This is a genomic window from Methylocapsa sp. S129 (assembly GCF_009765995.1).
GTDB lineage: Bacteria > Pseudomonadota > Alphaproteobacteria > Rhizobiales > Beijerinckiaceae > Roseiarcus.
Genome location: NZ_LMUI01000009.1, coordinates 17,836 through 37,550, shown reverse-complemented (window position 1 = coordinate 37,550; position 19,715 = coordinate 17,836). Strand labels below are relative to the sequence as shown.

The following is a 19,715-nucleotide window of genomic DNA, read 5'->3' as shown; positions in this document are numbered from 1 at the left end:
CCCCGCAACAAAAGGCGCTTGAATCACACATCGACCCTAATGGGAATCACTCGTGTGAATGCCGTAGCGAGAATCGGGAGAAGGAGCGTCTTCCAAAATCAATGCGCCAGAATCGCCAGCAGCAGCAGTGCGACGATATTGGTGATCTTGATCGCCGGATTCACGGCGGGGCCGGCGGTGTCCTTGTAGGGGTCGCCGACGGTGTCGCCGGTCACGGAAGCCTTGTGGGCGTCCGAACCCTTGAGATGCTTGACGCCGTCCTTGTCGACGAAGCCGTCCTCAAAGCTCTTCTTGGCGTTGTCCCAGGCGCCGCCGCCCGACGTCATCGAAATCGCGACGAACAAGCCGTTGACGATGACGCCAAGCAGCGAGGCGCCGAGCGCGGCGAAAGCCGAAGCTTTTGAGCCGGAGATCAGCAGCACGCCGAAATAAACGACGAACGGCGCCAGCACCGGCAGCAGCGACGGGATGATCATTTCGCGGATCGCCGCCTTGGTCAGCAAGTCGACGGCGCGCGCATAGTCGGGCCGGTCCGTGCCCTGCATGATGCCGGGCTTCTCGCGGAACTGACGGCGCACTTCCTCGACAACCGAACCCGCGGCGCGGCCAACCGCCGTCATGGCGATGCCGCCGAACAGATACGGGATCATGCCGCCGAAGATCAGGCCGGCGACGACATAGGGGTTGGAGAGGGCGAAATCGATGACGCCGACATCCTTGAAATACGGGACGCCGGTGTCGACGAAATGCTTGATGTCGTTGGTATAGGCGGCGAACAACACCAGCGCGCCGAGGCCCGCCGAACCGATCGCATAACCCTTGGTGATCGCCTTGGTCGTATTGCCCACCGCGTCGAGCGCATCGGTCGACTGACGCACCTCCTTGGGCAGGCCCGCCATTTCCGCGATGCCGCCGGCGTTATCGGTGACCGGGCCGAAAGCGTCGAGCGCGACGATCATGCCGGCGAGGCCAAGCATGGTCGTCACCGCGATCGCGGTGCCGTAGAGGCCGCCAAGCTGGTAGGTCGCAATGATGCCGGCGACGATCACGATCGCCGGCAGCGCTGTCGATTCAAGCGAAACCGCCAGGCCCTGGATGACGTTGGTGCCATGGCCGGTCACCGAAGCCTGTGCGATCGAAACGACGGGGCGCTTGCCCGTGCCGGTATAATATTCGGTGATGACGACGATCAGTCCGGTGATGATCAAGCCGACCAATCCGCAAATGAAGAGGTTCACGCCGGTGATCGACTTGCCGGCGACAACGCCGATCTCGCCCCAGCCGATATATTGCGTCGCCAGCGCCAGACCGGCGATGGACAGCAGGCCTGTGACGGTCAGGCCTTTGTAAAGGGCGCCCATAATCGAATTGTTGGCGCCGAGCTTGACGAAATAGGCGCCGATGATCGAGGTGACGATGCAGGCGCCGCAGATCGCCAGCGGATACATCATCGAGGGCAGAAGCGCCGCCGTTCCCGCAAAGAAGATCGAGGCGAGCACCATCGTCGCGACGACCGTCACGGCATAGGTCTCGAACAGGTCGGCCGCCATGCCGGCGCAGTCGCCGACATTGTCGCCGACATTGTCGGCGATGGTGGCGGGGTTGCGCGGGTCATCCTCGGGAATGCCGGCTTCGACCTTGCCCACCAGATCGGCGCCGACGTCGGCGCCCTTGGTGAAGATGCCGCCGCCAAGACGCGCGAAGATGGAGATCAGCGAAGCGCCAAAGCCAAGCGCGACAAGGGAATCGATGACGACGCGATCCGATGGCGCATAGCCCATCGGACCCGTCAGCGCCCAGAAATAACCGGTGACGCCGAGCAGCGCGAGACCGGCGACCAGCATACCGGTGATAGCGCCCGCCTTGAACGCTATATCGAGACCGCCCGCCAGCGACTTGGTCGCCGCTTGCGCCGTGCGCACATTGGCGCGCACCGAAACGTTCATGCCGATGAAGCCGGCGGCGCCGGAGAGAACCGCGCCGATCAGGAAGCCGATCGCCACATCCCAAGACAGAAGCAGGCCGAGGCCGACGAAAACGACCACGCCAACCCCGGCGATCGTCGTATATTGGCGCTTGAGATAGGCTTGGGCGCCCTCAGCCACCGCGCCCGAAATTTCCTGCATTTTTTGCGAGCCAGCGTCCGACGCCATCAATTGGCTGACCGTCACGCCTCCATAGACCAGCGACAGCACGCCACTCAGCAAAATGAGCCCGATAATCATTTCAGTTCCGTCCCCTTGAGCCCGATCGGCGCGCTTTAACGCTGGATCAGCGATTAGGCGTCTTCCGCCAACATTCCGGCGCCCTCTTGCCAGAAACATCGGGCTCCCGCAACGCGCGGCGGCGAAATTGTCATAAATTGCGACGAATGGCCGCCAATCCTGCTCGAAACAGGACGGCTTAAACGGATTTCAGCGGCGCGGACGCCGCCATTTCGAACCGGCCGAACGGATTGACAATGCCGGACATCGATCGCTATGTTCGGCTCTGCATCGTTACGAGGTTAAGGAAGCCGGTGAAATTCCGGCACGGTCGCGCCACTGTAATCGGCCCACGCGCTTCGGCGTCGGGTTTGAGAGTCAGACCCCCTCGTGATCAGGCACATCTCAAACGGGACGCGAAATCCCAGGAGTTTTATGATGACGAGCGCTACATTCGCACCGACCGCCGAGCCGATCGCGATTCCGATTCGCGAAGCGCTTCCCTGGGTCGTTTTTGCTGGTCTCATTCTTATGCTGGCCATCTATTTCGTCGGCGCCGAAGAAGGGGCGACCTCGCTGATCAAAGGCATGTATGTGCATGAGTTCGTGCATGACGGGCGCCACCTTCTCGGCTTCCCCTGCCATTAAAGGCGATCGGCTGACGCCGATCCGGTCTCGACGGAAACACGTGCGGTTCGCGGCTCAGTTCGCCAGGCGACTAGCCCGAACTCCGCGCCTTTAAAGGAATACACCCATGGTTGGAACCCTGCTCATCCGCGGGATGCTGATTGGCATCGTCGCGGGAATTCTCAGCTTTGCGTTTTTGAAAACCGTCGGCGAACCGGCGGTCGACCGCGCCATAGCCTTTGAAACCCAGATGGACGAGGCAAAAGACAAGGCCAAAGCGGATGAGGCGATGGCCAAAGGCATGTCGATGCCGAAGGAAGATCCCGAGCCCGAACTGGTGAGCCGGCCGGTGCAGGCGGGTATCGGCCTGTTCACCGGCGTCACGGTCTACAATACCGCGTTCGGCGGCCTGTTCGCCCTGGCGTTCGCTTTGACCTATCGCCGGATGGGCGACTTCGGTCCAAGGACGACGGCCGCCTTGCTGGCGATTTCGGGCATTGTCGCGGTCTATATCGCGCCCAACCTGAAATATCCGGCCAATCCGCCTTCGGTCGGCGACCCCGATACGATCAGCATGCGCACCGGCCTCTATTTCGCGATGATCGCGATTTCGCTCGCCGCGATGATCGCCGCATGGATGCTGCGCAACCGGCTTGTTGCGCGCTATGGCGATTGGAACGCGGCGCTGATCGCCGGCGCCGCCTATCTCGTCGTTGTCGTGATCGTGGCTCTCGCGCTGCCGACCGTCAATGAAGTGCCCGAGGGGTTCCCGGCCGTCGTGCTGTGGCAGTTCAGAACGGCGTCGATGGGCGCGCAGATCATCATGTGGGCGACGATCGGGCTGGCGTTCGGCGCATGGACCGAACGCGCCGAGACAAGCCGGAGCGGTTTGCGGCTGAAGGCGGCAGGGTTTTAGGCCGGACGCTCGCCCGTTGAAAAACGCGGCGAGACAGCAAGGAGCGGTGCATCGGGATGCGCGGCGGGAACGAATGGCGTTATCGCCTCGGCGCTCTCCTGTTGGTCGCGCGCGCCCTGCTGTTTGTCTCGCCGACGGCGCCGGCCTGGGCCCATCATGAGGGGTCGGCGCAGGCTGCGCCGACCGACGGGATTTCCATTCCCAGCCTTTCGCACGGCCAGATGGCCGTCATCGCGGACAATCGGGCGGCGATCCTCGACCTTGCCGCGCAGCAGACGCCGACCGATCCGGTCATGCGGCGGTTGGAGTCCTTCGTCAATCTCCAGTATTTCGCCTGCATGTGGGGACTCGCGCCCGGCAGCCTCGACGACGAGAACAGTCCGTTTAACGAATGCAGCCATGCTTATCTCGCGGCGACGCGGGCGCTGCTCGTGCATCTGCAGGACATGACGGGCGACCGCACCGCCGTCCGCGCCCTCGTCGCCAAGATCGAGCTCGAAATGCTAAGCAATGGCGCATCGCTGGTCCTGTGCCGCTATAGCGACGAGCCGTTCAATATAGCCGAAGTGATCAGTCCGCACTGGCGCGACATTCCCTCCCATCCCCCGAGCCTGATGACATTCGCGGGTCTGGCGATGGCGATGCTCGGCTGTGCGTGGTTGGGCGTCCGACGCAAACTCTGGCCCGGTTGAGCCGGATGCCAGCGCCGACGCATTTGCGACTGCTTTGCCACGCCGCGACCTCGGCCGTGCGAACCTCAGCGTTTTCGGCCGACGAGCCGATCGACTCGCAAGGGCGACGAAAGCTGGCCGCCCTGCCCTTTCGCCTGGGCCACGCGGATCGCACTTGGACGAGCCCGGCGCTGCGCGCCCGCCAAACCGCGCAAGGCCTGGGGCTAGTGGCGTCCGTCGAACCGATGCTGCGCGATTGCGATTACGGACGATGGGCGGGCCGCGCTTTCGACGAAGTGGCGGCGCAAGAACCCGACGCTATCGCGGAATGGCTGCGCGATCCCGCGTCGGCGCCGCATGGAGGAGAATCAACGCTCAGCCTGATCGAGCGGGTCGCGGCCTGGCTCGATGCGCAGAATGCGCCGGGGCGCATCGTCGCGATCACGCATGCCTCAGTGATCCGGGCCGCCATTGTCCATGCGATCGAAGCGCCGCCGCGATCGTTCTGGCGCATCGACGTCGCGCCTCTGTCTCTCACAAGGCTCAGCGGCGCCAATGGTCGCTGGAACCTCGCATCGATCGGCCGGACGGAGGAGCAGCAAGGCCCCGACGCTGATGACATCGAGGCCTGACATCGTCCGGGGATCGCGAAGAATCTCTTGCGCTTTCGCGATTGCCGGATAGATCAAAACTTTGGTTCAGCCCGTCCGTTCGCGCGGCATGCCGCGATCAGCGTATTGGCCATCAGCATCGCAATCGTCATCGGCCCTACGCCGCCCGGCACAGGCGTAATGGCGCCGGCGCGCGCGGAGGCTTCGGCATAGGCGACATCGCCGACAAGACGGGTTTTGGGCTTGCCCGCCGCGTTCAGTCCCTCCGCCGCGATGCGATTGACGCCGACGTCGATGACGATCGCGCCCTCAGCGATCCAGTCGCCGCGCACCAGTTCGGGCTGGCCAACCGCCGCGACCAGAATATCGGCGCGCCGCGCAACGCTTGGCAGATCGCGCGTGCGCGAATGGGCTATGGTCACCGTGCAGTTTTGCGCGAGCAGCAATTGCGCCATCGGCTTGCCCACGATGTTGGAGCGTCCGATAATGACCGCCTCCTTGCCCGAAAGCGTTTGCCCAAGCGCCGCGCAGGCCTGTTCGATCAGGATCATCGCACCGGACGGCGTGCAGGGAAGAAGCGCCCGCTTCATCTCGCCGATCGACGCCAGCCCGACATTGATGGGATGAAACCCGTCGACGTCCTTATGCGGCGCGATCGCTTCAAGAATTCGCGCCGAATTGATCGCCTTGGGCAGCGGCAATTGCACGAGAATGCCATGCACAGCCGGATCGGCGTTGAGGCGATGGACAAGCGCGAGAAGTTCGGCCTCGGATGTGTCGCGGGAGAGATCGTGCTGCACGGAATAAAAGCCGCAATCGACGGCCGCCCTGCCCTTGGCGCCCACATAGACCTGACTTGCCGGATCCTCGCCGACCAGCACCACCGCCAGACCCGGCTTGACGCCGCTGGCGATCAGCGCGCGCGCTTCCTCGGCGACGCGGACGATGATGCCTTTCGACGCCGCCTTGCCATCGATAACGAGCGCCGCTTTGGGCAATGCGGTCAGGCTGGGCGCCGAAACAGGATTCATGAGCGTTCCTTCAAGCCGGGATGAACGAATAGGTCGCGCTATGCCTGGCGATCTCGCCGCTGGCGAGGCTACGCATCCCCGGCTTTTCCTGAAGTTCGCTGGCAAAGCCTTCGGGATCGCTGTAGCCGGTCCAGGCTTCCAGGCAGAGGAAGGGCCCGCCAGGGCGCATCCATAGCGCAAAATGCGGGAAACCGCCGAGCGCCAGTTCGATCGCCGCGCCGCCTGGCTCGACAAAGCGCAGCCATCGGCTGGCGGGATTGATGAAACATAGTGCATCGTGCGCGAAGAGTTCGTCGTTGAGCTTCAGCGCCGATCCATCGATGGGAATGGGCCTCGTGCGCGCCGAAATCAAGCCGCCCGGTACAAGGACAGGGACTTCGGGCCGCTCCGGCTTCTCGAATTGGATTTCGCAACCCTCATGCGGCCCGTCGGCGAAAGGCCAGCGAAAGCCCGGATGAAGCCCGCAGGCGTAGGGCATGGCCACCTGGTCTTTGTTTTCGACCTCGATGGCGATTTCCAGCGCGCTTTCGCCAAGCCGATAATCGACCGTCAGACGAAAGGCGAAGGGATAGACCGCGCGCGTTTCCGCATTGTCGCTCAGCGTCAGGCGCGCGGCATTCGCGGACTGCGCCTCCAATGCGAAAGTCTGCGCGGCGGCAAAGCCATGCAGCCCCAAAGCATATTGGCGCCCATCGACCCGCGCGCCATCCCGCGTCCAGCCGACGACCGGAAACAGGATCGGGCTGATCTGGCTCCAGGTCGCAGGATCGCCCGGCCAGAGAAGATCGCGCCCATTGACGCGCCAGGCGCGCGCCTCGGCGCCGGCCAGAGCGATTTCGGCGCTGGCCTCGCCATGCGAGAGGGTTACGACATTGGCTGTTGTCAAAGCGCGAGCCCCTCGATAGCTGCCGCTTTGATCAGCGCGGTTTTGACGCCCGCCGCGCAGGCGACCAACGGATTGCCTTTGCGCAATCCCTCGCCCGCCAGAAAATCGCTGACATAGCCGCCCGCCTCGGCGACGAGAAGATTACCGGCAAGGCAATCCCAGGAATTGATGTGGTTCTCGACATAGCCGTCGCGCCGCCCGGCGGCGACATAGGCGAGGCCGAGCGCGCCCGACCCGGCGCGAATCACGCCAGAGCCGGTCGATGCGGTGCGCGCGAGCAAAGCGAGGAACTTCTCCAGGCCGTAGCGCATGTTCCAACCCACTTCGATCGTCGCTTTGCCGAGCTCCGTCGTCGCCGCCGCGCGGATCGGCGCGCCATTGAGCCATGCCCCAGCATTGCGTCGCGCGCAAAAAAGCTCGTCGAGCATCGGATCGTAGATCACGCCGACCTCCACCGCGCGGCCGAGGACGCAGGCGATCGATACGCACCAATGGGGCGTGCCGCGCGCGAAATTCGATGTGCCGTCGATAGGGTCGACGACCCAGACCGGCGCGCCCGGCTTGCCCACGAGGCCGTCGCCCTCTTCGCCGATGAATCCATCGTCGGGAAATATTTCGGTGACGCGCGATTGAATCAGCCGCTCGACTTCGCCATCGACCTCGGTGATGAAATCCTGCGGTCCCTTGAAGCCGATCGTGAAGGAGCCGCGGTCGAGGAAGCGGCGCCGCGCCAGAGCGCCGGCTTCGCGGGCGACCGCGCAGGCGACGAGGAAACGGTTTTGCAGCGCGGACGCGTTGTCGGTCAAACTTTTCTCCATGGCCGGCGAGCGGCTGCTAGAAATGGCTGAAGGCGCCACGCTCGAACGCGACAGCGACGCCGTCGCGGCCCAAAAACCGCGGCGGCCCGGCGCCTGCGAGCGCCCGCCCGATCCGCGTGACCGCGACGCCGGCCTTGGCCGCCCCCGCTTCGAAGGCGGCGGCCTTTTGCGGCGCCACCGACGCGAGGATTTCATAATCGTCGCCGCCAGTCGCCGCAATCTCAAATAAAGCAGGATCAAGCGCGATTGCGGCATGAGCGGCGGCGGACAGCGGCAATTTTACAAGCTCGACCTCGGCCGAGACGCCACTGACTCCAAGCATTTTCGTGAGATCGCCGACAAATCCGTCCGAAACGTCCATACCACCATGCGCGAATTCGCCCAGCACCGGCGCCAGTTTCTGGCGCGGCTGAGGAAGCAGATAGCGATCGAGCAGGAAATCGCGATGCACGGCGCCCAGCGGCGGCCCGCCGCCGAGCCGCAGCTTGAGGCCAAGCGCCGCGTCGCCGATCGTGCCGCTGACATAGAGGACATCGCCGGGCTTGACCCCGGCGCGCGCGACCATGCGCCCGCTTATCACCCGGCCAAGCGCCGTGATCGACACCATCAGCGGCCCCGGCGTCTTGACCGTATCGCCGCCGAACAAAGGACAGCGATAGGTCGCCGCATCCTCGCCAAGCCCTCGCGCGAAGGCGCCAAGCCAATCAGCGGTCCAATCGCCTGGCAACGCGAGCGCGAGCAGGAAACCGACGGGCTCGGCGCCTTTGGCCGCAAGATCGGAAAGATTGACGCGCAACGCCTTGCAGGCGATCGCGGCGGGCGGGTCATCGGCGAAGAAATGCACGCCGGCGACAAGCGCATCCTTGGTGAGGACGAGATCCGATCCGGCGGGCGGCGTCAGCAAAGCCGCATCGTCGCGCAGGCCGAGGCCTTCGGGCCCTGCAATGGGCGCGAAGAAACGGGCGATCAGATCGTCTTCGCTCGGCCGGTTCGCCATTGTGCCTCTTGTCTATAAACCGCTTTCACGGCGGACTCAGCGCTTACCCGCGAAACGGTCGGTCGCCCGCATCAATTGGTCGAGAATCCCCGGCTCCGAATAAGCGTGGCCGGCGCCTTCAATCAGATGGAAGTCGGCATCAGGCCAGGCCTTATGCAAAGCATAGGCGTAGCGTGCGGGACAGGGCATGTCGTAACGCCCGTGGACGATCGCTCCGGGAATGCCGTGAAGCTTTCCCGCGTCGCGCAGGAGCTGGCCTTCTTCCAGCCAGCCATCATGGACGAAATAATGGTTCTCGATCCGGGCGAAGGCGAGCGCGAAATGTTCGTCGCCGTGCTCGGCTGAAAATTCGGGGTTTGGAAGCAGCGTGATCGTTTCGCCTTCCCAGACGCTCCAGGCCTTGGCCGCTTCGATCTGGATGGCGGGATCGTCGCTGGTCAGGCGTTTGCGATAGGCGCCCATCATGTCGCCACGTTCGGCCTCGGGGATCGGCGCCTGGAAACGCTCCCACTTATCGGGAAACATCTCCGACACGCCGAATTGATAGTACCAGGCGAGCTCGGCTTTCGTCAGGGTGTAGATTCCGCGCAGGACGAGTTCGCTGACGCGGCTTGGATGCGTTTCAGCATAGGCGAGCGCCAGCGTCGACCCCCAGGAGCCGCCGAACACCAGCCATTTCTCGACTTTGACAAGTTCGCGCAACCGCTCGATATCGGCGACGAGATGCCAGGTGGTGTTCGCCTCGAGGTTGGCATGCGGCGTCGAGCGCCCGCAGCCGCGCTGATCGAACAGCAGCACGTCATAGAGGTTGGGATCGAACAGCCGGCGATGATCCGGCGATATCCCGCCGCCGGGGCCGCCATGCAAAAAGACCGCGGGCTTGCCGCCCGGCCGGCCCGACCGCTCGTAATAAATCGAATGTCCGTCGCCGACATCGAGCATGCCGGTCTCATAGGGTTCGATCGGCGGGTATAGCGTGCGCAGCGCGATCATCGAGCATCCGACAAATTGAGTGAACCGAAGCATGATCTATAGCGAAAGTGACGGCTGCGAGCCAGTTGAACAGGCGCCGTTCCGCGACGGGATTGCTCGTTTCAACCGTTCGCAGATTTACGCGGGCGGCCGCCTTTGGAGCCATTGGCCCGCGCCGCGGCCACTTTCGCCGGCGACGTCGCCTGCCCAGCGCGTCGGGCCATGTATGTTCGGGTGCCGAAGATGCCCGCGAGCAGGCCGGGAATCGAAAGATCGGCATTCAGCGCTTCCCAATGCAGGCCATAGCCGGCCCCGAGAATTTCGATTTCGGCGAGTTGATCGTCCGTTGCCGATTCCAATCCCTGCGCCAGACGCGGCGGGAAAGCGAAGGTGCAGCCATTGGTCAAATCGACGATAACGCGGCCAAGCTGCCTATCGTAGCGAGCGGAAGCGGCCCGAGGTTCAGTTTCCCGCGCGATCCTGCCGCGCTCCATCGTTTTATCAATCCGGGCGTCCGTTAGTTCAACCATGGATACCCTCCACTGGGCCTATGCCCTGACATATACCCAGGCGTCGACGCCCGACTTCAAAGGCGCCGAGACGCGCTTGTAGTCGGAAACTTCATAGGCGTCGGCGGCGGCAAGCTCGGCCTCCGTAATCTCGAAAACCTTGCCGGGCACTTCATCGCGGGGATTATCGGTCGCCACGACGATCGGATGGAAATTCTTGCCGCTTTTCCTGATGACATCGGGGTCGGTAATTTCGATCATTGATTGTTTGTAGCCCAGGAGAGCGTCATCGGCGCCCTTGAGCAGGCGGCCGAACGAGGCGATCTGGACGCTCTCCTGCTGCAGCGTTCCGTAAGAAAACAAATAAACGATCCGCTCGCCGTCCATGTCCGTAGTTCCTCGCAATCATAGCCAATAGCGTTGAGCATAGACGATCGTCATGGCGGCGCCCGCGACAATCACAAATCCGCGCACAATTTTCGCGGGAAGCGTTCGGACGAGATGGCCGCCGGCATAGCCGCCGAGCAGCGCGCCCGCCAGCATGAACGCAGTCTCCCGCCATTGCACGACGCCCTGAAAGACGAAGATCCCGATCGCGGCGAGGCTGACCCCGGTGGCGAGTAGATTTTTCAACGCCTTCACCTTGCGAATATCATTCGGCGCGGCGATCGAAAGCACGGCGGTGAGGATTACGCCGAGCCCCGCGCCGAAAAATCCGCCATAGACGGAGGCCGCCGCCAGCGCGGCCAGACCACCGGCCGCGGAGGGCGCCGCGCCATTGCGCCGGCGTTCCGCCCATGCCTGGATTTGCGGCGCGAAGGCGAACAGCAATGTCGCAAAGCCGATGAGCGCGGGAACCGGCAGAACGAAAAGACGATCCGGCAGCGCCAGCAGCAGTAGAGCGCCGATGATTCCGCCGACAACCGCCGTGGCGAGCGCCAGGGCGAGGAGGCGGTCGAAGGGCGGCAGCTTTTCCCGGTCCGCCAGCGCCGCGATCAGGTGGCCGGGGGAGATCGCGACGGCGTTGGAGGCGTTGGCGACGATCGGCGGAAGTCCGGCCGCCAGCATCGCCGGAAATGTGATCAGGGTTGCGCCGCCGGCGACCGCATTGACGATTCCGCCCGCGACGCCCGCCAGAAACAACAAAAACGCCATCATGCCATCCATAAGAAGCCGCCCCCGAACAGGGACAGGCTAAACTTCGGAGGCCTTGGAATCTGGAACGTTTGTGACTATCGCATGCCCTCGCGATAGGCGCGCGGCGTTATGCCGAACACCCGCCGGAACTGGCGGCCGAAATGGCTTTGATCGGCAAAGTCCAGTTCCGCCGCGAGGCCCGCGATCGAATCGCCTTGCCGAAGGCGGCGGCGCGCCTCGTTCAACCGATTGACGATGCACCAGGCGTGCGGCGCCATGCCGACATCGCGAGCGAACTTGCGGCTGAACCCTTCCCGGCTCAAACCGATGCGGGCAGCGATATCGCCGATCGCCTCAGACCCGCCCGGAAGAATGCCAAGCCAAGGCGGCGCGTCGTTTTCCTGCTGTCCTCGCCGCCCGTCGTCCTGCAATCGAGGCGCGATCATGCTCAGCAGCATCGCCCGATCGACATTGTCATCTTCGCCCGCCAATTCGGGAACATCGATCACGATAGGAGACCGGCCGACGCCCCCGATTGCCGCATAAATATTGAGGCATCGCGTTCCCTCGCAAAAGAGCGGCAAACTCCGGTGCGGTGATTTCGCAGGAATATAGAGGCATTGTCCGGCTAGAACCGTGACGCGCGCTGATCCCACATCAAAGGCGCGGCGTCCGGACAGAACGATCGTCAATTGCGCGTCGGCGTGAAAATGCGTCGCCAGATCAGGAGCGGCGGCGCCGCGCCAGAATGCATATTCAAGCGCGATACCCGGCCGACCCCGCCGATATGACCATGCATTTTGCTTGTCGATGGACATTGGAAACTCTGCCGAACGGACTAAGTCACTTGGGAAAACGCGCTGTGATACGTGACGATTCCGCTGGGAAAAGCGTTGCCAAACTTCAGCGCCATGAAATGCTCGGGCGGCGCCCCTGCAAATCTCAGTCGCGGATGCGCGGCGAAGCCGAAGCGGCTGTAATAAGCGGGCGCGCCCAGCACGATGCAGCCGCCCGCATGAAGATTGACGAGGCGCGCAAGGCCCGCGCGAACCAGCGCCTGCCCAACCCCTGCTCCCTGCCGGTCCGGACGAACGGCAACGGGCCCCAAGCCATACCAATCCTGAAAACGGCCGTCGATCCAGACTGGCGAGAAAGCGATATGCCCGACGATTTCGCCGTCGTCGTCGGCGACGAGAGCCACGGTAAGAGCGCCGGCGCTTCGCAAAGCGTCGACCAGAAATTGTTCCCGTTGATTGCTATAGGAGAGATGCTCGAAGGCCTCAGCCACGATACGGCCGATAGCGGCAAAGTCTTCCTCTCGTTCTTGCCTTATCATCATAGATTGTCTTCCAAAACGCGTGTGTTTGGCGTGCGGCTGGGGCCCGCTGATCGATCGCCAGGAAGGAGACGCAAATCGCCAAACCACCGACTTTCACACGCTTTCTGCGATTGATTTGTGAAATGTCTGAAAATCAGCTCTTCTGCAACGCAAAATCCTTGCGCATCTTCACGCAGGCCATGCATCGTCCCGCGCCAAGGATATGCTCGCCCTGCCCGCGGACTTCATAGCCGTGCGCCCTATAGAACGGTTCGGCCGTTACAGATGAGTCCAGTTCGAGAAACGTCAGATCTCGCTCGCGCGCCGCCCGCTCGATTTCCCGCACCAGCGCCGAACCGACGCCTTGGCGGGTCGCCTCTGGCGCGACATAACAGGCGCGCAGCTCCGCGGTCCTGACGGCAAGAGCGCCAACGCCGACGATCTGGCCATCCATCTCCGCGACCAGCCTATATTCGCCATCCGCGTTTGATCGAACCGCCTCTATGGCGGCGTCAGTAAGCGGCAGCGGCGCCCAGGCCTCTATCACGGCTGATGAATAGTCCTTTGCGGCGACGCCGCGCACGGCCGCGTGATGAACTTCCAGAAAGGCTCGGCTATCCTCTTGGCGCATCGCGCGAACAGTCAAAGACATTGCTGCAAACCTAACGATATTGGCGATTCACATGGGCTTTGCTGAATTCCCAACCAAAGCGGCCCGTTCGCGGCCGACCTTTGCGAGGGCAGGCTGTTTGTTGCATATCCAGCCCCTTACCCCTAAACCTCGCGCCAATTCTGGCCAAGGAATCGCGTTTTGACCGCCCCCTTCCACCGGCGATCCGATTTTCTGGCGACGCTTCAGGGGCGCGACTTCATTCATCGAGGCTCCAATCTTGCCAGCTTGGGCGAAAACGCGCGAGTGGAAAGCCCTGTTGTAATTCCGTTGGCCAAAGGGCGCGTGCGAGCCTCGATCGGTTTTCCATGAAATATTCGATGCTGATCGGCATCGTCGCGGCGCTGTCCGCGGCTTTCGCATGGTCCCTGAATTTCATCGTGCCCTTCGTGATCGGCGACTATTCGATCTTCGATTTTGCCCTGTTCCGGTTCTTGATCTCGGGATTTCTGGGCCTCGGCTTTCTTGCATTCAAGATGGATATCGTCCGCTTCCTGAGGCCTCGTGACTGGTTGATGGCGTTCTGGCTGGGATTGATCGGCTATGTCGTTTATTTCCTCACCGTCGTCGGAGCCGCTATCTTCGCCGGTCCGGTGATCGCCCCGGCGTTCCTGGGATTGGCGCCGGTGGCGCTCGCAATCGCCGGCAATCTGCGCCAGCGAACGGTTTCCTGGCGGCGTCTCGCATTGCCGCTCGCGCTGGCGACGGTCGGGCTGCTGCTCATCAACGGCAGCGCCTTCGATCCAGAGAGCATGGCGACGACGCGCTCGCTTGCATCGGGCATTCCGCTCGCGATCGCGGCCGTGGCGCTGTGGACGTGGTTCGGCCTGCTGAACCAGAGCGCCCTCTCCAGACGGCCGGATATGGACGCTGGCGTCTGGACGGCGCTCATCATGGCCGGAGGCGGTCTGGGAATGCTCGTCTTCATACCGATTGGCCTCGCAATGAACGTGTTCGAGATTCCTCGCCTCGGCCTTGCGTGGCCCACCGCCGCTCCCCTCTACCTCTGGGGAACCTCGCTGGCGATCCTCGCTTCCGTCGGCGGAGCGTGGGCCTGGACGATCGCCGCGCAGCGGCTGCCCGTGGCCCTCTCGGCGCAATTGATCGTGCTGGAAGCCGTCTTCGGCGCGATAGTTGGACTGGCGGCGCATAGTCGATGGCCAACGCCAGCCGAGATAACCGGCATGATCACGTTGATCGCAGGCGTCGTGACCGCAATTCAAATCTTCTACGGCCAGCATAGATCGGTCGCGGCGCCGCAGGCCTCGTGAAGTTGCCGATCAAGGCGACATTTTCGCGGCCGGATTTTGTGGCGGCGGCCGGCCGTCCCGTTTGAAAGCCGGCGCGCGTCGCCAACCGCCATTCATACCGCCCCGCCGTCGCTTCGCGACGCTTATTGCATATCCGGGCCCGTGTCCCTAAACCTCGGGCCAATTCTGGCAAGGAACCGCAGTTTTGACCGACGCTTTCCATCCGCGATCCGATTTTCTCGCGACGCTTCAGCAGCGCGGGTTCATTCACCAATGCTCGAATTTCGAGGCCTTGGATGAGAAGGCTCTGTCGGGCTCTCTCATCGCTTATGTCGGCTATGATTGCACCGCCCCATCGCTGCATATCGGCAATCTGGTGTCGATCATGATGCTGCATTGGCTGCAGAAGGGCGGCGGCAAGCCGATCGCGTTGATGGGCGGCGGCACCAGCATGGTCGGCGACCCCTCCGGCAAGGACCAGACCCGCAAGCTGCTGACGGTCGCGCAGATCGACGCCAACAAGGCGGGGATTCGCAAAGTTTTCTCGCGCTTCATGACCTTTGGCGAAGGCGGGACCGACGCGATTATGCCGGATAACGCCGAATGGCTCGCCAAGCTCAATTATATCGAATTCCTGCGCGAAATCGGCAGCCATCTCTCGGTCAATCGCATGCTAGCGATGGATTCGGTGAAGTTGCGCCTGGCGCGGGAGCAGGAGCTCTCTTTCCTCGAATTCAATTACATGTGCCTGCAGGCCTATGATTTCGTCGAGCTGCATCGACGCTATGGCTGCACCGCGCAGATGGGCGGCTCGGACCAGTGGGGCAACATCATCCAGGGCGTCGAACTCGGGCGGCGGCTCGGCGCGGCGCAGCTCTTCGCCCTGACCGCGCCGCTGATCACCACGGCCTCGGGCGCCAAAATGGGCAAGACGGCGGCGGGCGCGATCTGGCTCGACGCCGCTTTGCTGTCGCCTTACGATTACTGGCAGTTCTGGCGCAACACGGAAGATAGCGACGTCGGCCGCTTCCTGCGCCTGTTCACGCTGCTGCCGCTCGATGAAATCAGCCGGCTCGAAACGCTTGGCGGGGCTGAGATCAACGAAGCCAAGAAGATCCTGGCGAACGAGGCGACCGGCTTGTTGCACGGCGCGGAAGCCGCGCAGAGCGCCGCCGAAACCGCCCGCCGCACTTTTGAAGAGGGCGCGCTCGCCGAAAGCCTGCCGACTGTCGACGTGCCCGGCGCGGAATTTGACGCCGGCCTCGGCGTCCTCGCCGCCTTCGTGCGCGCCGGTCTTGTCGCCTCGACTGGCGAGGCGCGGCGACAGATTCGCGGCGGCGGCCTCCGGGTGAATGACGAAGTTGTCGCCGACGAGCGGGCGATCATCGGACGCGACGCGCTTGGCGCGGCGGGCGTCGTCAAGCTCTCGTTCGGTCGCAAGAAACACGTGCTTCTGCGGCCGAACTGAGCAGCCGTTCAAAAGCGCCGGCGCCGGTTCACGTCAGAAAAGAACGCCGTCGCCATAGCCGCCTTTACCGGATGCCCGCCGGCGATTGCCCCTGCGGGATATCCCCCTGCGGCAGCGGCGGCGTTGTGCCATCGATCGCGCCAAAGACCTTGCGCAGGAATCCTGGCGTCATTGCCGAAAAAGGATTGATGGTGAGGACCGGCGCGTTGCCGGGCCCCGCGAGGCGGTAATTGACGCCAAACAACCCCTCGTTGGTCCCTCCGCCGAGCAGCAGGCCGACAAAAGGAATATGCGTGACGAGATTATTGACCTGGTAGGCTGGAACGAAAGTCCCGTTCAGATCGATATGGTCGCGCGCGTAATCGATGTAGCCCTCGGTCGTCAGGCCCATCTGGATGTCGTAGATGACCGCCTCCCGCAAATCGATGCGCCCGCTGCTTCGCGCGAATTTCGCCGTCATTTTTTGAAATGGAACCGCTTCCGCATCGATCCGCGTCGCGCCATTGGCGGTCGGGCCGCTGGAGATCACGCCATTGGCGCCTGGCGCAGGCTGCTGCCCGGCCGCGACAAGCTGGCGCAGCGCCGGCTCATTGCGAAGCACAAAGTCCTTGACGACCGCTTCGCCCTCCTGACGTCCCCCGACATTGCGCATCACGAGATCGAGCGCGCCGCCCTCAAGATGCGAATAGAGATTGAAGAAGCGGACCAGCGAGCCGGCGTCTGCGGTCTCCAGCCGCAGGACGCCGCTTTCGTCGCGCCGCAGAGTCAACCCCGCAGAACCAAGCCGCGCATCGACCCTCGCCTGACTGAGTTCGCCTCCCCGGCGCGAAAGGCCGATCTCCAGTTGATTCAGCGACACCTTATTGGCGCCGGTGGCGCTATTGACCTTCAAATCGACATCGAAGTCCTTGGCCGCCGCTTCGGACGGACCCTGCTCCAGCATCGCCTTCACGATCGGCCGGCTGTCGACGACCGAACCGCGGACGGCGATTTTCAGGACGCCGTCGGCGGAACTGACGTCGGCCTTCAATTCATCGCCGCTCGAAATACGGAGCTGGCTCAATTTAGCCGATGTGAAGGCCCCATCGCCCGACAATTGCACGCCCCCTTTGATAGAGGTTGCGCCCATGTCGATGACGAGATTGCTGACAGTCGTTCCATCGGGATCGGATTTGACGCTGAATGTCGCCTTGCCTGGTTTGCCCGCCAATTTGACGATGCCGGGCGCCGGATTGTCGATATTCATGCGCGAAAGATCGACTTCGACGTCGGCGGCGCCCTTCTGCGACAATGGGGCTTTCACCCGAAACGCCATCGGGCCGGTCAAGGTCGGCCCAAGATTGAACCCGCGCTTGGCGCGCGCCGCATCGTCGAACGTGAAGCTCAACTGCACGGCGCCGTCGTCGGTCGGCCCCTTGTCGATCTCAACATTCGCCGCGACGCCGAATAATTTTCCGTCGCCGACAATTTTCAGCACACCGGCGTCCTCGGTGACATTGAGCGCGCCCTGTTCAAAATGTTCGTTGCCGAGAAACTTGTCGACCTGGAAATTCGACAGCGTCGCATTGGCGTGAACGACCGCATCTTCCGGACGAGCGGTCTTTCCGAGTTTGAGATCGAGGACAAGGTCGCCGTCAAACTGCCCTTTGACCGACCCTGGATCGATCGGCAGTCCGACAAAGGGCTTCAGGGCGTCGCGCGAAATGAGATCGGCGAGCGCATCGGCCGATCCCTGGAGATGGGCGCTGGCCCGCGCCGGATTGAGCGGCTTGGGCGACGTATCGGGAACAGCGAATGCGATATCGCTCGCCACGATGCGCCGCCCGGGCGATACGTCCATAAAGCCGCGCTTGCCGGTCATCGTGAAATCGTGCCCCGTCAACACGCCGCCGCCTTCGAGGCCCGACACGATGGGAACGCCGGGAAGCAATTGCGCGGAGATATCCCTGGCGGAGAACTCGCCGTGAACGCTGTCAGCGGGAACGGGCTGCTTCTTGAGCGCCAGCGCGAAGGTCGGCGCATCCCAATCGAGCGAAAGGGACGCGGCCACGAGTTCGCCGCCACGCAGATTCTGGATGCACCAGTTGCGCACATCCGCGGCAATGAAGCTTGGCCAGAGGCGTGCGATATTGACAGCGGACGTGTTCGCCATATCGAGTTTCAGTTTCAGCGTCGGCCCAGCGGGGGTGATGACGGCTTCGCTTTTCAGCGTGCCGTTGGCGCCGAGTCCCGAGATCGCGAAATTATCGACGGTGAAACGCTTTTCATTGACAAGATAACGCGCCTGAAAAACGGCCTTATCCAGATGGACCGCCTGCTCGCCCGGCCGTTCGCCGGCCAGCACGGTATCGCTCGAACTCAGATCGGCGGCCCATGCTGGATTGTCCGCCGACGGCGGCGAGACCGAGCCATCAAAAAACACATGCGTTTCATCGGCAAAGAGCTGCACATTATCAATAAGAAAGCGCTGGCTGGAGGCGTCCCAACTCCAGCCGCCGGTGACCTCGTCGACCAGAAACGGCTCATGATCGGGATCGTCGAGCTTGAAATAACCGGCGCCGAGGCCGAAACGGCCGCGCATCGCCGCGAGGCTTTTGTCGGCCGCCAGTTCAAGGTCGAGTTTGGCCGAAACCGGCATTGTGGCTTCGAACGGAACCTTCCGCCCCGTCGCCAACAGCAGATCGGCGAGATTGATGTCGTGAACTTCGACGCTGAGCGCATGCAGGCCTACGCCTTGCGCCTTTACGGCAATCGACCAGCGGCCGGCCGGACCAAGCGCCGACATTGTAAGCCCGGCGACCGCGGCCGATTTGTCGAAAGCCAGATTGAGATCCTCGAAAACCACCTTTTGATGGGTGGCGCCGTCCTCGACTTCGAGGCGGCCATGCGCGACGCCAAGCCTGTCGAGAGCCTGATCCTGGCTTGTCACCGCCTCGATCAGGTTCCAGACGAGAGGCCCGAGTTGCGCCGCAAAAGCGGGCGCCGCGGTCTTGTTCGGGTCTTCGGCCGCGGCGCCTTTCAGCGGCTTGGGCGCCGGCAGATCGATGGAGATCGCATCAGGCTCCTTGGCGCCCTCGACAGACAAGGAGCCATCAGGCTGCACGGTCAGCCGCAGATCCAGCCCGACGAGCTCTAATCGCTTGGCCTTGACATCGAGCGTGGCGAGCGCCGGCAAATCGAGCGAGATATCGCCTTTGGGCGCCGCAAGGAGCGTCCGTCCCGCGCGATCCTTGATCGCGACTCCCTGGAAGCCGATCGTGACGCCATTTTCGCCGCGCTCCAGCGCCGTGGGGCCGAGCGCAAAGGAATAGCGATGGCCAAATTTCTCTTCGAGGCTTTTCGCGATTCGCGGCGTCAGCGAATCGAGACCGATCGGACCGTGGGCGAGGCGTAGCGCAAGGACGCCAAAACCCAGGAGCGAGAGCACGAGCAAGCCGCCGCAAAGACTCAGCAGGGCGAAGCCTAACCGGCGCGCGGAAACGCCACGCCACCTGGAGCGCAGGCGAGGGCCATCGCACTCGGCGAGCATGGCTTTCATCGCCAGCCGAGCTTTGGCCTTTGTCGCGGCATCAAAGCGGTGGACCAATCCGGTGACGTCCCTTATCGCTGTGGGTTCAACTCAATGCGTGT

The 19,715-nt window shown here is 63.1% G+C and carries 19 protein-coding genes and 1 riboswitch; of the genes, 6 read left to right on the top strand and 13 right to left on the bottom strand.

Annotated elements, in window-relative coordinates; translation table 11 throughout:
• Window positions 1-98: 98 nt before the first annotated feature.
• Window positions 99-2,225 carry a sodium-translocating pyrophosphatase gene (locus GSQ90_RS02395; protein ID WP_158812956.1) on the bottom strand — a complete coding sequence of 709 codons (2,127 nt, stop codon included), beginning with the start codon at window positions 2,223-2,225 and terminating at the stop codon, window positions 99-101.
• A 242-nt stretch (window positions 2,226-2,467) separates the two neighbouring features.
• A riboswitch (cobalamin riboswitch) is annotated at window positions 2,468-2,609 on the top strand.
• A gap of 33 nt (window positions 2,610-2,642) precedes the next feature.
• Here GSQ90_RS02395 and GSQ90_RS02390 point away from each other — a divergent pair.
• From GSQ90_RS02390 to GSQ90_RS02375, 4 genes are all read left to right on the top strand, one after another.
• Window positions 2,643-2,852, top strand: a complete 210-nt coding sequence (locus tag GSQ90_RS02390) for a CbtB-domain containing protein (RefSeq protein ID WP_158812955.1) — start codon at window positions 2,643-2,645, stop codon at window positions 2,850-2,852.
• A gap of 106 nt (window positions 2,853-2,958) precedes the next feature.
• Window positions 2,959-3,747, top strand: coding sequence for a CbtA family protein (locus tag GSQ90_RS02385; RefSeq protein WP_158812953.1), 789 nt, complete (start codon window positions 2,959-2,961; stop codon window positions 3,745-3,747).
• Window positions 3,748-3,803: 56 nt separating this feature from the next.
• Window positions 3,804-4,439, top strand: a complete 636-nt coding sequence (locus GSQ90_RS02380; RefSeq protein ID WP_158812951.1) for a hypothetical protein — start codon at window positions 3,804-3,806, stop codon at window positions 4,437-4,439.
• Window positions 4,440-4,444: 5 nt separating this feature from the next.
• Window positions 4,445-5,050 carry a histidine phosphatase family protein gene (locus GSQ90_RS02375; protein ID WP_158812949.1) on the top strand — a complete coding sequence of 202 codons (606 nt, stop codon included), beginning with the start codon at window positions 4,445-4,447 and terminating at the stop codon, window positions 5,048-5,050.
• A 53-nt stretch (window positions 5,051-5,103) separates the two neighbouring features.
• On the opposite strand, the gene folD is transcribed toward GSQ90_RS02375, so the two are convergent.
• The 11 genes from folD to GSQ90_RS02320 form a co-directional block, all read right to left on the bottom strand.
• Window positions 5,104-6,060 carry a bifunctional methylenetetrahydrofolate dehydrogenase/methenyltetrahydrofolate cyclohydrolase FolD gene (folD, locus tag GSQ90_RS02370; RefSeq protein ID WP_158812947.1) on the bottom strand — a complete coding sequence of 319 codons (957 nt, stop codon included), beginning with the start codon at window positions 6,058-6,060 and terminating at the stop codon, window positions 5,104-5,106.
• A 10-nt stretch (window positions 6,061-6,070) separates the two neighbouring features.
• A complete protein-coding gene (locus GSQ90_RS02365; protein WP_158812945.1) occupies window positions 6,071-6,946 on the bottom strand; it encodes an aldose 1-epimerase family protein in 876 nt (291 codons plus the stop codon).
• The gene (locus GSQ90_RS02360; RefSeq protein ID WP_246731384.1) at window positions 6,943-7,752 is read right to left on the bottom strand and encodes an inositol monophosphatase family protein; all 810 of its coding nucleotides are present in this window, start codon (window positions 7,750-7,752) and stop codon (window positions 6,943-6,945) included. The genes GSQ90_RS02365 and GSQ90_RS02360 overlap by 4 nt, the downstream gene beginning before the upstream one ends.
• Window positions 7,753-7,780: 28 nt before the next feature.
• Complete coding sequence (gene thiL, locus GSQ90_RS02355) at window positions 7,781-8,761, bottom strand: thiamine-phosphate kinase (protein WP_158812941.1); 981 nt, start codon at window positions 8,759-8,761, stop codon at window positions 7,781-7,783.
• Window positions 8,762-8,797: 36 nt separating this feature from the next.
• Complete coding sequence (gene pip / locus GSQ90_RS02350; RefSeq protein WP_174247435.1) at window positions 8,798-9,754, bottom strand: prolyl aminopeptidase; 957 nt, start codon at window positions 9,752-9,754, stop codon at window positions 8,798-8,800.
• A gap of 101 nt (window positions 9,755-9,855) precedes the next feature.
• Window positions 9,856-10,263, bottom strand: coding sequence for a DUF2442 domain-containing protein (locus GSQ90_RS02345; protein WP_158812939.1), 408 nt, complete (start codon window positions 10,261-10,263; stop codon window positions 9,856-9,858).
• Between the two features lie 18 nt (window positions 10,264-10,281).
• On the bottom strand, window positions 10,282-10,629 hold the full coding sequence (locus GSQ90_RS02340; protein ID WP_158812937.1) for a gamma-glutamylcyclotransferase family protein: 348 nt from the start codon (window positions 10,627-10,629) through the stop codon (window positions 10,282-10,284).
• 18 nt (window positions 10,630-10,647) lie between these two features.
• A complete protein-coding gene (locus tag GSQ90_RS02335) occupies window positions 10,648-11,397 on the bottom strand; it encodes a sulfite exporter TauE/SafE family protein (RefSeq protein WP_246731383.1) in 750 nt (249 codons plus the stop codon).
• A gap of 77 nt (window positions 11,398-11,474) precedes the next feature.
• Window positions 11,475-12,197: an AraC family transcriptional regulator gene (locus GSQ90_RS02330; RefSeq protein WP_158812933.1), complete on the bottom strand. Its 723-nt coding sequence runs from the start codon at window positions 12,195-12,197 to the stop codon at window positions 11,475-11,477.
• Window positions 12,198-12,217: 20 nt separating this feature from the next.
• Window positions 12,218-12,718 carry a GNAT family N-acetyltransferase gene (locus GSQ90_RS02325; protein ID WP_158812931.1) on the bottom strand — a complete coding sequence of 167 codons (501 nt, stop codon included), beginning with the start codon at window positions 12,716-12,718 and terminating at the stop codon, window positions 12,218-12,220.
• A 133-nt stretch (window positions 12,719-12,851) separates the two neighbouring features.
• On the bottom strand, window positions 12,852-13,349 hold the full coding sequence (locus tag GSQ90_RS02320; RefSeq protein WP_158812929.1) for a GNAT family N-acetyltransferase: 498 nt from the start codon (window positions 13,347-13,349) through the stop codon (window positions 12,852-12,854).
• 326 nt (window positions 13,350-13,675) lie between these two features.
• Here GSQ90_RS02320 and GSQ90_RS02315 point away from each other — a divergent pair, with 326 nt between their 5' ends.
• Together GSQ90_RS02315 and tyrS are read left to right on the top strand one after the other, a co-directional pair.
• The gene (locus GSQ90_RS02315; protein ID WP_158812927.1) at window positions 13,676-14,638 is read left to right on the top strand and encodes a DMT family transporter; all 963 of its coding nucleotides are present in this window, start codon (window positions 13,676-13,678) and stop codon (window positions 14,636-14,638) included.
• Between the two features lie 184 nt (window positions 14,639-14,822).
• On the top strand, window positions 14,823-16,085 hold the full coding sequence (gene tyrS, locus GSQ90_RS02310; protein ID WP_158812925.1) for a tyrosine--tRNA ligase: 1,263 nt from the start codon (window positions 14,823-14,825) through the stop codon (window positions 16,083-16,085).
• A gap of 64 nt (window positions 16,086-16,149) precedes the next feature.
• Here tyrS and GSQ90_RS02305 read toward each other — a convergent pair whose 3' ends face one another.
• Entirely contained in the window at window positions 16,150-19,614 is a 3,465-nt protein-coding gene (locus tag GSQ90_RS02305; RefSeq protein WP_158812923.1) for a DUF3971 domain-containing protein, read from the bottom strand.
• Between the last annotated feature and the right edge of the window lie 101 nt (window positions 19,615-19,715).